Consider the following 14,003-nt stretch of genomic DNA (forward strand, 5'->3'; position numbering starts at 1 on the left):
TATTCTATACTGCTTTATTTTTATAAATGCATAAAAAGTATAATTTTCTCTTTCACCCTATAACGCATAATGTATCCTAGAGGATTTTCCTTTTAGTGCATAAAATAGAAAGCACGTGCAATTTATTCTACGCACCGTAATCAAAATATTGATTTAAAATGATCATTCATCGTTTTTGCCACTTTAAAAAGAACTATCAAGAATAAGATTCTGTCGTTTCAACTTTTTTCATCATGAATCACGATGAACTCATTTTCTTATCTATTACAAGAGACATTCGCAGAGGAATGAAATATTTGTAATAAATAAGGAAGCACATCCGCTATGAGCTAGCTAAATACAAGAAAACTACTATTGAATAAAAAACTCAAAATCTTTTTATATTTTTTTTACAAGAGCTGATTGTGCTGCTGCTAAACGCGCAATTGGCACCCGAAAAGGAGAACATGAAACATAATCCAAACCATTTTCTTCACATAAAGTAATAGACGCAGGATCACCTCCGTGTTCACCACAAATTCCCAGTTTAATTTTTTCACGTCGAGAACGACCTCGCTGTGCAGCAATAGAAATAAGCTCCCCTACCCCATCACGATCAATCGATACGAAAGGATCTTGTTCTAAAAGTCCTTTTTTAAAATAGGTTTCTAAAAAGGGAGCAGCATCATCACGTGAAATTCCAAAAGTAGTTTGTGTCAAATCATTTGTTCCAAATGAAAAAAATTCAGCTGTTTCAGCAATTTCATCTGCCCGAAGAGCCGCTCTTGGAAGCTCAATCATCGTCCCAACCATGTACTGAATATTTCTTCCCTTTTCCGTCATCACTTCATTAGCAACCTGATCAATACGAGCTTTGACAAAATCAAGTTCAGATTTAAGCGCAACAAGCGGTACCATGATTTCAAGCAGAACAGGAGAGCCAGTTTTTTGAGCAGCTTCTGCTGCTGCTTCAAAAATAGCTCGTGCTTGCATTTCTGCAATTTCAGGATAAGTAATAGCTAAACGGCATCCTCGTAATCCAAGCATAGGGTTAAATTCATGCAACTGCTGCGCGCGTTCAGAAAGTACATCAGCAGATACCCCCATAGCCGTTGCAACATCAAGAATTTCTGTATCCTTTTTGGGCAAAAATTCATGTAATGGTGGATCTAGTAAGCGGATAGTAATAGGCAAACCAGACATAATTTCAAATAATTCAATAAAATCCGAGCGTTGCATTGGTAAAAGTTTATCCAATGCTTTACGACGCCCACTTTCATCATTACTTAAAATCATTTCACGCATGGCAATAATACGTTCACCAGAAAAAAACATATGTTCTGTGCGGCAAAGTCCAATACCTTCAGCTCCAAAGGAACGCCCCATACGTGCATCAGATGGTGTTTCAGCATTCGTGCGAACTCTTATACGCCGCATCCCATCAGCCCACTCCATCAATTTTGCAAAATCTCCACAAAGCTCAGGCTGCAACATAGCAACCTTCCCTTTGAAAATTTCTCCACTTCCACCATCAATTGTAATGACATCACCCTTTTTAAAGTTTTGTCCTGAAGCAAACATTGTGTTTGTGTTATAATCAATCCGTACATTACCAGCACCTGAAATACATGGCTTTCCCATACCACGTGCAACAACCGCTGCATGACTTGTCATACCACCACGTGTCGTTAAAATCCCTTCTGCAGCGTGCATCCCATGAATATCTTCTGGGCTTGTTTCTACACGCACCAAAATAACTTTACGACCTTCTGCAGATACAGTTTCTGCCTCTTCTGAAGTAAAAACAATTTCACCCGTTGCTGCTCCTGGAGAAGCAGGTAATCCGCGTGCAATAACAAAACGCTCTGCTTTGGGATCAAGTGTTGGATGTAAAAGCTGATCAAGCGATTTTGCATCAATTCGCAATACCGCCTCTTCACGGCTTATTAATCCCTCTTCAACCATTTCAATCGCCATTTTTAAAGCCGCACGTGCCGTTCGCTTGCCCGAACGGGTCTGCAACATCCATAATTTACCTTTTTCAATGGTAAATTCGAGGTCTTGCATATCACGATAATGCTGTTCAAGCTTCTGTGCAATCTGACACAACTGCAAAAAAGCCTCCGACATGATTTTTTCCAGTGATGGTTTATTTGAGCCCGCAACAATACGTGCATTTTCTGTAATATTCTGAGGAGTACGAATACCCGCCACAACATCTTCACCCTGAGCATTAACTAAAAACTCACCGTAAAGTTCTTTTTGCCCTGTTGATGGATTGCGTGTAAAAGCAACACCCGTTGCTGAATCTTCTCCCATATTGCCAAAAACCATAGCTTGCACATTAACTGCCGTTCCCCAACTTTCAGGAATATTATGTAAACGGCGATAAGTAACTGCACGTGCAGTCATCCAACTTGAAAAAACTGCCCCAATTGCTCCCCACAACTGTTGCTCAGGATCTTGTGGAAAAGGCTTTCCTAACTTCTCTTCAATATATATTTTGTAAGAAAGAATAACATCTTTCCAATCAGCTGCCGTCATCTCTGTATCAACACTATAACCATTGCGTGCTTTTGACTCATCAAGAATCTCTTCAAAGTACGAATGATCTAATCCCAAAACAACATTAGAATACATTTGGATAAAACGACGATAACTGTCATAAGCAAAGCGTTCATTATTGGCTTGTAAAGCAATTGCTTGTACAGTCTTATCATTCATACCAAGATTAAGGACCGTATCCATCATTCCTGGCATAGAAGCACGAGCTCCAGAGCGAACAGAGAGTAAAAGCGGCCTTTTTTCGTTACCAAATTCACGCCCCGTTTGTTCACCAATACATTTAAGCGCTTGTTTAACAGCTTCCTGTAATCCTTTCGGATAAGACCTATCATGTGCATAATAAAAATTACAAACTTCTGTCGTCAGAGTAAATCCAGGAGGTACAGGAAGACCAAGATTACTCATTTCTGCTAAATTAGCCCCTTTGCCGCCGAGAAGATTGCGCTCCCTAGCACTTCCTTCTGCATTACCATCACCAAAACTATAAATCCATTTTGTCATCATACAAATCCTCCCATCTCAGCATCAAAACATCACTTGATTGAAGCTAATTATTAAAAAGCAATGCTTCAATCCAAAATTGGCTAAACAAAAAAATATTGCTTCAGAAATGCGTAAAACTAATCCTTCCAAAAGAAAAACGGCTACAAGTATCAATACCCACTTCCTAGAAAGAAGATTAGTTTTTAAGAAAACTATCAATCACCGAAAAGAAGGATTCTACTGACATAACACCTTCATACTTATTACCATTAATGAAGAATGTCGGTGTCGCTGTAACACCAAGCTCCTGACCACGCTCAAAGGATGCATTCACTTCATCTAAAATGGACTGATTTTTAAGGCAAGCATTAAAACTTTCAGCCGTAAAGCCGGCCATTAAACCAATTTTTTTCAAGGGTGTTAAAGCATCTTTTTCCCAAACCCACTCCTGCTGTTTTTGAAATAAAACCTCTATCAAAGGAAAATAGCGATCTTCTGGTGCACATCGCGCCAGCATAAACCCCGCTGTTGCTCGAGGATCAAAAGCATAATCTCGGAAAATAAGTTTTACTTTTCCTGTTTTGATATATTTTTTACGAATTTGTGGAAGTATATCATTATAAAAATATGCACAATGAATACATGTCAATGAAGCATATTCAACAATTGTTACTGGTGCATTCTTTTCTCCTTCAAACCTATCCTTAACTTTTCCAGATTGAAGAAGTTCAGCCATATCAACAGTCGAAATTGGCTTAGTATCCCTAGCAAAAGTAACAGTTGCACCGATCTGCACAACTGCCGTTAAAAGAAAAATCATCCCAAAAGATAAAAAAGAACGACATTTTATCATAAATAATACTTTTCTATTGTTATTGAACAAATAAGAACTTAACACCCTCTTACAGACTAAAGGAAAAGATGTAAAATAGCTTTCTATTTATTATGCTTTTCTGCAAAAATGCAACAACCAAGTTCATAAAGTGATTGGCGTAAATTTTCATCTTCAACCTCTTTAACCATTTTTTCTATACGTTTTTTGTCTTTTTCATTCGGATTAGGCTTCATCGGTAAGTGATTCTTCAAAACAGATATACATCTTTGTTCAATCTTGATACGATCAATAGCAATATATCCAAAAAAAACATTTATTCTATGAAGCAATTCATCGGTTTCATGCATCAGTTTTAAAGCAGAAAATCCTTCACAGCTCACAACAAGTGTTGCAGGTTGGAAAACGTCATCCTGATTAGCCCGACGTTTCCAAATAATTTTAAGCGGCATTGTATGTTCACCTATACCATGACCTGCAATCTGTGGCCAATGCTCTATAAGCGCGACATTAAGCCCTGTCCGTTTACATAAAACTGGATCAAGCATTTTAGATACCGTCTCAGAAAGAGAGTAAAAATAGCGCTTTTTAAATCGTTTTCTCATTTTTCTAAATCAACATTTAGTCATGCCCTAAATTATAAACATTTCTTTCATCTGAAAAACTATTCCCCCAAATATCTCATCAAATATCAACAAAGTCCAATTCTTAGCTAACCAAAGCTTTTATAATAGAAGAAAAAGAAAAAACTGATTTGTAAAATAGATGCTTTTTTCTTTTGCTTTTTACATCTTCCTGTGGTTCAAAACAATCATGCATGAAATTTCTTCACGCCTCCTTTCTTGGTATGATCAAAAACACCGACATTTACCATGGCGTATTACCCCAGAGAAACAAAGACAAGGAGTTCGCCCTGATCCTTACCAAGTTTGGCTTTCTGAAATCATGCTTCAACAAACAACTGTCGAAGCCGTGAAACCATATTTTCAAAAATTTCTGAAACTTTGGCCTAATCTCTCTTTTTTAGCGAAAGCTTCACAAGAGGATATCATGAAAGCATGGGCTGGACTTGGCTATTATTCACGTGCACGTAATCTTATAAATTGTGCTAAACAGCTTGTTGAAAACTACGGAGGACAATTTCCACAATCCGCAAAAATATTGCGAACTCTTCCCGGTATTGGAGAGTACACTGCTGCCGCTATTGCCGCAATCGCTTTTAATCACCCTGTAGCAGTTGTTGATGGCAATGTTGAACGCGTTGTAACCCGTTTATTTGCTATCGCTTCAATATTGCCAAAAGCAAAAGCCGAAATCAGAGAAAAAACACAAAAAATAACTCCTTTAAATCGCCCTGGAGATTTTGCTCAAGCGATGATGGATCTGGGAGCAACCATTTGTACGCCACGTAAACCATCTTGTTATCTCTGCCCTCTTCAAAATTTGTGTAGAGCTGCAAAGATGAAAATAATGGAGTCTTTTCCAGTCAAAGCTCCTAAAAAAGAACGCCCTTCAAAAACTGGTGTTGCTTTTGTTGTACTTAATGAAAATAAACAAATTTATTTAGAAAAACGACAGGATAAAAAACTGCTCGGTGGAATGACCCAAATCCCTAACAATATTGGAATAAACAATGAAAACGGACTCCAAAACGCTCCCTTTATCGCCAATTGGCAGTTCAAAGGACAAATTACGCATGTCTTTACCCATTTTTCCCTCAAACTTGATGTTTACTATACTAGCTGTGTTCATGAAATAAATCGTGAAAATGGCTGGTGGTGCGATATCCAGAATCTTGCTGAAGAAGCACTGCCTACTGTCATGAAAAAAGCTATTTCCGTAGCGATCCCTCATTCTTTTCGATTAAAATAACTTTTTAATTTAATCCATAACATTCTTTCATAAAACACATTGATTTATAATGATAATTCCTATCCTGAAACTTGAATAAAAACCTCAAATAGAGCGATCTTCCTTATTTCCCCCTAATCATGAACCATAAAAACATTTTCTTACAGGTCATAAACAGGAGGACATGTGAATAAAAAACATTTAAGAAACCAGTAAATATATTTTTGATAAATTACCTAAATATGAAAGTGCAACATTAGAGCTCGCGGATACAATAATGATACAGCTAGATTAGTCCTTCATAAAACACCAGTTTTTAACATCTGTGAACGTATTATCATTCTTAAGTCATCTATCGATTTCAATCGTCCATTTTCTTCATAATACCAAAAAGTCCAACCGTTACAGCTTTGTGATTGTTGAGCCTTTCGTCCCATTGCATGAATAGAACCGGCTTCACCACCATGCATAACCGTACCATCAGCCCTTACAATAGCAGATACTTGCTTCTTGCGATCATAAAGAACTTCCCCTGGATGGAGTAAACCTGCTTCAAGTAAACTATTGAATGCGACACGCGGTTCTGCTTTTTTCTTATCCAAAATTGCTAATTCTGGTTTATCTAAAGGTTTAACCGCTGCAATCCTCTCACAGGCTGCATCAATGTAGTCTTGCTCACGTTCAATACCTACAAAATCACGCCCTAAAAGTTTGGCAACAGCACCTGTCGTCCCTGAACCAAAAAACGGGTCAAGAATAACATCACCAGGCTTGCTAGAAGCCATAATAATACGGGCTAATAATGCTTGTGGCTTTTGTGTTGGGTGCAATTTACGCCCTGCCTCATCTTTTAAACGCTCGGCACCAGTACACAGAGGGAAAAGCCAATCTGAACGCATTTGTAGATCTTCATTCGCAGCTTTTAAGGCGTCATAATTAAATGTATATTTTTTATCTTTTTGATCTCGGACAGCCCAAATAAGCGTCTCATGAGCATTTTGAAAGCGGCGCCCCCGAAAATTAGGCATCGGATTATTTTTACGCCAAACGATGTCATTAAGCATCCAAAAACCTAAATCTTGCAATGTCGTACCAACTCGAAAAATATTATGGTAAGATCCTATAACCCAAATTGTCCCGTTGGGTTTCAAGACACGACGGCAAGCAAGCAGCCATGCGCGTGTGAAAGCATCATAAGCAGCAAAACTCTCAAACTGATCCCATGCATCATCAACCGCATCAACAAGCGAATAATCTGGACGATATAAAGCACCATCTAATTGTAGATTATAAGGTGGATCAGCAAAAATCATATCCACTGAATGTTTTGGAAGTTTTTCCAAGACTGCAACACAATCCCCTTTGAAAATTTTATTGCGCCATGGTACCCGTGAAAGAGTGTGAACAAAATCTTTTTGAAGCTGAATAACTGTCATGAAAAACCCAACGAAATGAACTGAATTTACCCTATAATCAATCTAAATGGTTTATAGGCCCGCATTACCAATCCATATTTACAAAATAGAGTAAATGTATCGTTAAAATCCTCATAAAAGTGATACGTATTTTTATTATTTCAGGAAAAATAAGGAAATTTTATACTGATAAATCCTTATTTTCTTCCCTTCAATGTGCTGTTCTCGTATCTTTTATTTTGTTACATGAATAAGAATCACTTTCAAATCATATTTTAATGAAATAAAATCGTCTCAATGGCATTTTTATAAAAATTTTTAAACTACGATAATATATTAAAGGAATATCTCATGCCTCAGATAGATCTCATTATTTTTGATTGTGATGGAGTTTTAGTAGACTCTGAATATCTCGCAGCAAAAATTGGATCTCAATTGCTTAAAGAAACAGGATATAACATATCACCTGAAGAATTAGGGGAACGTTATTCAGGGCTGGCCTTTCTAGATATCCTTAAACAAGTTGAACAAGAAACAGGAAAACCAGTCTCTGCTCATCTCATAAATCAAATGTCAAATCTTTTTCGAGCACAAATAAAAACTGATTTACATGCTCTTGATGGGATAAGAGAAGCAATAGAGAACATTCAAACTCTTTATCCCTACTGTATCTGTTCTAATGCAAAAAGCATAAATATCAAAGAGATGCTTACTATCGTTGATTTGTACAGTTTTTTTGATGATAAAAATAAAATATTTTCTGCTCCTGAAGTTGGAACAAAAAAAACAAAACCAGCTCCTGATGTTTTTCTTTTCGCAGCACAACAGTTACACGCTGATCCCCAAAATACTATTGTTATAGAGGATTCACTTCATGGCGTACATGCAGCATCTGCAGCGGGCATGCGCGTCATCGGCTTTACTGGAGGATCACATAGTTATCTTGGGCACTCTCATGTACTTGCAGAAGCTGGTGCTGAAACGGTTATAGCCAAACATGCTCATTTACTAGAAGTTTTAGAGGCAATGGCAGTATGGCAGGATCAATCATAAAAAGCTCTCTGGAGATCTATCAATGCGTATGCTTAATTAAGGAGCACTCTTATCAAGATACCTTGACCTGATTAAAGCGGCTCGGTATTATAAATAATACTCTTGTATCATTATTATAATCGGTGAAATCTTTATCTTTCCTCAATTTAGATTTCACTTACGCTAAAAAAATATACATTCTTCTTCGTATCATAAAAAAATACAAAATTGATAGACCTTAAGATTGAATCATACTCTTATCTTCTATAGATAAGAACAATGTAATTATAACAATTGAATATACTAATATGAAATTTAGAGCCTATCATCTATAATAATCATCACTATGGATAAAAATATAAAAATAACTATAATTTTATTTAAATAAAATATTGATAATTATGATTTTTATATCCATTTTTTATAATTTTATTATTAATAAAATTGGTATTAATCATTTATTCCTTTAATACATTGAAACAAAATTCACAAAATATCTTATATCGATTATAAGGAGTGTTTTTATTATTCACTATTGTATTATTTATCAATGCAAAATATACTCATACTCTTTATTATTCACCTAATTTATAAAGCAAAAAAAATCATAAAAAATATAGACAATTAAAAATACACAAAAAGTCTTCTTTTATCCTGATAAATTGTTCTCTTCTGTAATTATATATATTTACCACTTTTAAAATAAGACTTTTTGATAAATTATACCAATTTTAAAACATAAATATACATATATAAATTTATCAAAAACACTTTTAGAAAATAAAATATAATATATAATTCAGTTATGCATATATAGTAAAACACACAATGTAGACATTTTATTCTTGATTATTGATTCATAATGTAGTATATGGCGTGTGTACTATGTAATATGATAATATGATTTGTATTTATTTTTGTTCTATTAATAAGTATTTGCAAATAAAATTATCTTTTACATGTTAATAAAAATTAGATGATATTTTGAGGTAAAATTATGGTTAACGTATTAAAAAAACATTCATTAAGTATTTTTATAGCGACTGCTTTTTTTCTTTCACAAACTCTGAATGTTCATGCAAATTATTCGAGTAACAACACTCAAAAAGAAAGTGTTGAATGCGTAACGGAAAATGTAACATATGCAACAGTTGGTACAACTGCTTTCTCTGTTCCAACAGTAAGTTATGGAACAATAAATGGAAATGTCATTGAAGGAAAAGTGGAAAAGGTGGTGGCTGAGCCTCTTACTATAGCAGTAGGAGTTTTTGTTATTGGATATGTAGTAAGTTTTCTCGTAGGATTGGTAAAGGACATCGTATCAATATTTAAATAAACCTTTTACTAAAAAGTCAAAATAATTATATTTTGTATAAAATATAATTATAAGTAAAACTCTTATATTCTATATTTATTTATTCATCTTTTTATATTTAAAATAGAAAGTATTTGAGGCGAAATTATGAAAAAATTGTTTAAAAGTTATATATTAAATACTTTTATAGTGACTGCTTTTTTTCTTTCACAAACTCTGAATGTTCATGCAAGTCATTTGAGCAATAACGCACCCCGAGAAGATGTTTCTGTAATAGAACAAGTACAAGAGAAGGCAACTCGTCTTGCAGCTTTCTATGTTCCCAGTCTAAATTATGGAGAAACAAAAGATACTCCCGTTGAAGGAAAATTTGAGAAAGTGCTTGAGCCCATTACATTAGGAACTTTTGGTATTGCAATGTTAGCTGGATATGGAGCATCTATAGTGGGCATGTTCTTAGCGTGGGTAATAAAACAATTCCGCACTCGCTGAACGTTTATATATAAAATTTCTCAATATAGTACCTGAGTATAACCGAATTATTTGTTATTTATATTAAGTAAAATACATAATGTACCAATCTTATTTATCGGTAATACCAAAAGGTTTCTTTATTAAAATTTTAAAATATTTGAGGTGAAATTATGATTAAAGTGTTTAAAAATCATATGTTGAGTATTCTTATAGCAATTGCTTTCTCTTTTGCACAAATTCTGAATGTTCATGCAAGTCATTTGAGCAATAACGCACAACAAGAAGATATTTCTTTAATAGAGCAGGTAAAAAAGAAAACAATCAATATTGCTACTCTTTATGTTCCAATTTTAAAACATGGGGTTGAAAATGAAGACGCTATTGAAGGAGAATTTCAGAAAGTATTTGATCCCATTACAATAGGCACTTTTACTACAATAGGAGCTATGATTTTTGGTGCTTTCACTGGGTTTCTTATGGCTCTATTCAGTGGATTAATAGGAATAGGAATAGGAAAAACAAAGTAATTTCAATTATCTGTTTATTTTTTCTAAAATAAATCTTTAAATTACAACCTGCCTCAAATAATTGGGGCAGGTTTCTTTATGCTTCCCATAGATGACTTTTTTTATTATTTATAATGTTTAGTATAAATATAATAACTCATTAGCGTGAAAATTGATAATTTAAACTAAATAAAGCCATTAATCCACAAGTTACACAAAAAATATTATGAAATTATTTCGTAAATCCTTCAATATAAATCATAATATGCGACTTCACAAAGTTTAATTACCACAGGCGTTGTTGAATATATAAAGTTAGGAGAAAAAATAAAAACCCGTCATTAAGTTTCTGAAATTTATGCGTTAGATGTTTTTTTGTACAATCATAATGTTCAGCAAATAATACAACTTATAAACCTCATGAAGAACAGAGTTGTTTTTTCTTTTACAAAAAAATCATTAATATTCAATATGTTATAATTAAAATATCTAAAAGTTCTAATGTTGCTGTTTCTTTTACCATTGATTTTTTATTATTTATAAGCATAAGCAAACAAACTTTCATTCATTTAATAATTTGAATATTGTTAAAAACATGAAATATATAATTTCATCATTTTACTGCAAATAAATGAAAGAAAAGATTCATGAAATATATTAGCACAAGAGGTAAAGCCCCTATTCTAGGCTTTACTGAAACAATCATGACTGGTTTAGCTCATGATGGTGGACTTTATCTACCAGAAAATTTTCCTCAATTATCACCTAATGCATTACGAGCGCTTCGCGGTCAATCCTATGCGACAATTGCTAAAACAATTCTTTGGCCTTTTGTAAATAATGAAATCGAATATACAGCTTTTGAAAATATGATTGCTGAATCTTATGCCACTTTTAATCACCCTGCAATCTGTCCATTGCTACAAACTAAAACAGATGAATTTATCCTTGAACTTTTTCATGGTCCTACTTTGGCATTTAAAGATGTTGCAATGCAGTTTCTTTCTAGATTAATGGATTACGTTCTCACTAAAAAAAACAAACGAGCAACAATTATTGCTGCCACATCAGGTGATACTGGGGGTGCGGCAATACAAGCCTTCGCTGGAAGAAAACATTCAGACGTTTTCATTTTGTTTCCCAAAGGACGCGTATCACCTATTCAACAAAGACAAATGACGACTAATCAAAGCAGTAATGTTCATGCCATTGCTATTGACGGAAACTTTGATGATTGCCAGGCACTTGTCAAAGCAATGTTTAACGATCATAATTTTCGACAAAAAACAGCGCTTTCAGGTGTTAACTCTATAAATTGGGCACGTATCATGGCGCAAATTGTTTATTATTTTTCATCTGCACTCTCCCTTGGTGCTCCTGATAGAGCCGTCTCATTTACTGTTCCTACTGGAAATTTCGGTGATATTTTTGCAGGTTATGTTGCAGCCCGTATGGGATTACCAATCGCAAAGCTCATCATTGCAACGAATGATAATGACATTCTCGCACGCACATTAACCAGCGGTATTTATGAAACACAACCAATAATCCACACAACATCACCGTCCATGGACATTCAAGTCTCTTCTAATTTTGAACGCTTGCTCTTTGAAAGTGGCGAACGTGATCCTGTATGGATTCGCTGTGCAATGGAAAACTTAAGAAAATCAGGATGTTTCCATCTTGATGAAAAACAGCTTAAAAATATTCGTTCTCTATTTTCTGCTGGAAAAAGCAACATAGCTGAAACAGCTCAAATGATTGACCATGTTTATAAAGAAAGCAGCTATCTCGCTGATCCACACACAGCTGTTGCTCTTAAAGTAGCACGCGAAAATAAGCAACCACATATTCCAATGATCGTCCTTGCCACCGCTCATCCTGCTAAATTTCCTGATGCTATCAAAAATGCCTGTGGAATTAATGCCCCCACTCCATCCTATATCAACGATTTAATGAAACGCGAAGAACGTTTTATAAGTCTTGCGAATGATGAAAAAATAGTAAAAGATTATATTTCTTTAAAATCGCGTGCATCTTATTGAAGTTAGCTGCATTGAGTCAAATCAACAATATTCCAATATCCTTAACAATAAGGTATTTGGCTTATTTAATGGAGTCATAAACACATGCGTGTAGATATCAGTCGCCTTAGTAATGGTTTGACTATCGCCACACATACAATGCAACAAATTGAAAGTGTAGCGCTCGGAATTTGGGTTAAAGTTGGCTCACGCAATGAAACCTATACACAACATGGTATCGCTCATCTTCTCGAACATATGGCTTTCAAAGGAACGGAAAACCGTACAGCCTTTCAGATTGCAACTGATATTGAAGATGTTGGCGGTGAAATCAATGCTACGACCAGTACTGAAACAACTGCTTATTTTGCACGTGTCCTTAAAAATGATGTGCCGCTTGCTATTGATATTCTCGCTGATATTTTGATGTGTTCAAAATTTGATGAAAATGAACTAGAACGGGAAAAACAGGTGGTTTTTCAAGAAATTGGTGCCGCTCATGATGTCCCTGATGATATTGTTTTTGATCACTTTACTGAAACAGCTTTTCGTCACCAGGCTCTTGGTCGTTCTATTCTAGGGACTCAGAAAACAATTCAATCATTTACATCTGCTGACCTCCATAATTTCATGAATCAGCAGTATAGTGCAGACCGTATGATCGTCGTTGCAGCAGGAGCTGTAAAGCACAAAGATTTTCTGCAAGAGGTTGAACAGCGCCTTAGCACTTTTCGTCCTCATGCAACAGCACCACTGACAACTCTTGCTAATTATGTTGGTGGAGACTTTCGTGAATATCGCGATTTAATGGACACACAAGTGGTTCTTGGTTTTGAAGGGCGCGCTTATCACGCACGTGACTTTTATACGGCTCAAATTCTTTCAATTATACTTGGCGGAGGTATGTCATCACGTCTCTTCCAAGAGGTGAGAGAAAAGCGGGGATTATGCTATTCTATTTATGCTTTTCATTGGGGATTTTCAGATACTGGACTTTTTGGAATTCATGCCGCCACTGAACAAAAAAAACTAAAAGAACTCCTTCCTGTAATTCTTGATGAGCTTTCTAAAGCTAGCAAAAATATTCATGCCAATGAGCTTCAACGAGCACAAGCGCAATACCGCGCTAACCTCACAATGTCACAGGAAAACCCATCTAGTCAAGCACATCTCATTGCTCGCCAAATGCTTCTTTACGGTCGACCAATTCCAATATCCGAAACAATGGAACGCTTAGATCTCATTACTCCTGCAAGATTAACTGATTTAGCGCATCGCCTTTGTCTTCATTCTACTCCAACATTAGCTGCTGTCGGACCTGTTGGTCCCCTTATGAATTTTGATGATTTAACATCAATTCTTCATACAAAAAGCAAGATTAAACAAAGTTTTCCCTGAGAATTTCGCACATATTGGAGATATAAGCCTTTATAAAACAGCTCACTCATAATATACAAAGATTTTATAATAAAATTTACCATGAAAGTTCTTTTCACTAAATAAGTTTGGGAAATATTTATTAAAGAG

11 protein-coding genes are annotated in these 14,003 nt (G+C 35.2%); 7 read left to right on the plus strand and 4 right to left on the minus strand.

What is annotated here, in order from left to right; all coding sequences use genetic code 11:
• Nucleotides 1-378: 378 nt before the first annotated feature.
• The 3 genes from ppdK to AC0QT4_RS05995 form a co-directional block, all read right to left on the minus strand.
• Entirely contained in the window at nucleotides 379-3,045 is a 2,667-nt protein-coding gene (gene ppdK, locus AC0QT4_RS05985; RefSeq protein WP_473200851.1) for a pyruvate, phosphate dikinase, read from the minus strand.
• A gap of 178 nt (nucleotides 3,046-3,223) precedes the next feature.
• Entirely contained in the window at nucleotides 3,224-3,880 is a 657-nt protein-coding gene (locus tag AC0QT4_RS05990; protein ID WP_473200809.1) for a DsbA family protein, read from the minus strand.
• Nucleotides 3,881-3,963: 83 nt separating this feature from the next.
• Complete coding sequence (locus AC0QT4_RS05995) at nucleotides 3,964-4,464, minus strand: DUF721 domain-containing protein (protein ID WP_473200810.1); 501 nt, start codon at nucleotides 4,462-4,464, stop codon at nucleotides 3,964-3,966.
• A gap of 160 nt (nucleotides 4,465-4,624) precedes the next feature.
• On the opposite strand from AC0QT4_RS05995, the gene mutY reads away from it, so the two are divergent.
• Nucleotides 4,625-5,731 carry an A/G-specific adenine glycosylase gene (gene mutY / locus AC0QT4_RS06000; RefSeq protein ID WP_473200811.1) on the plus strand — a complete coding sequence of 369 codons (1,107 nt, stop codon included), beginning with the start codon at nucleotides 4,625-4,627 and terminating at the stop codon, nucleotides 5,729-5,731.
• A gap of 278 nt (nucleotides 5,732-6,009) precedes the next feature.
• Here mutY and AC0QT4_RS06005 read toward each other — a convergent pair whose 3' ends face one another.
• Nucleotides 6,010-7,146: a DNA methyltransferase gene (locus tag AC0QT4_RS06005; protein ID WP_473200812.1), complete on the minus strand. Its 1,137-nt coding sequence runs from the start codon at nucleotides 7,144-7,146 to the stop codon at nucleotides 6,010-6,012.
• 330 nt (nucleotides 7,147-7,476) lie between these two features.
• Between AC0QT4_RS06005 and AC0QT4_RS06010 the strand changes: the two genes are divergently transcribed.
• From AC0QT4_RS06010 to AC0QT4_RS06035, 6 genes are all read left to right on the plus strand, one after another.
• Nucleotides 7,477-8,178, plus strand: a complete 702-nt coding sequence (locus tag AC0QT4_RS06010) for an HAD family hydrolase (protein ID WP_473200813.1) — start codon at nucleotides 7,477-7,479, stop codon at nucleotides 8,176-8,178.
• 976 nt (nucleotides 8,179-9,154) lie between these two features.
• A complete protein-coding gene (locus AC0QT4_RS06015) occupies nucleotides 9,155-9,493 on the plus strand; it encodes a hypothetical protein (protein ID WP_473200814.1) in 339 nt (112 codons plus the stop codon).
• Between the two features lie 126 nt (nucleotides 9,494-9,619).
• Nucleotides 9,620-9,964: a hypothetical protein gene (locus AC0QT4_RS06020; protein WP_473200815.1), complete on the plus strand. Its 345-nt coding sequence runs from the start codon at nucleotides 9,620-9,622 to the stop codon at nucleotides 9,962-9,964.
• Between the two features lie 152 nt (nucleotides 9,965-10,116).
• Complete coding sequence (locus tag AC0QT4_RS06025; protein WP_473200816.1) at nucleotides 10,117-10,473, plus strand: hypothetical protein; 357 nt, start codon at nucleotides 10,117-10,119, stop codon at nucleotides 10,471-10,473.
• 626 nt (nucleotides 10,474-11,099) lie between these two features.
• The gene (thrC, locus tag AC0QT4_RS06030) at nucleotides 11,100-12,497 is read left to right on the plus strand and encodes a threonine synthase (RefSeq protein WP_473200817.1); all 1,398 of its coding nucleotides are present in this window, start codon (nucleotides 11,100-11,102) and stop codon (nucleotides 12,495-12,497) included.
• A gap of 84 nt (nucleotides 12,498-12,581) precedes the next feature.
• The gene (locus tag AC0QT4_RS06035; RefSeq protein ID WP_473200818.1) at nucleotides 12,582-13,874 is read left to right on the plus strand and encodes a M16 family metallopeptidase; all 1,293 of its coding nucleotides are present in this window, start codon (nucleotides 12,582-12,584) and stop codon (nucleotides 13,872-13,874) included.
• Nucleotides 13,875-14,003: the final 129 nt, after the last annotated feature.

Source organism: Bartonella sp. EBT8, assembly GCF_055796165.1.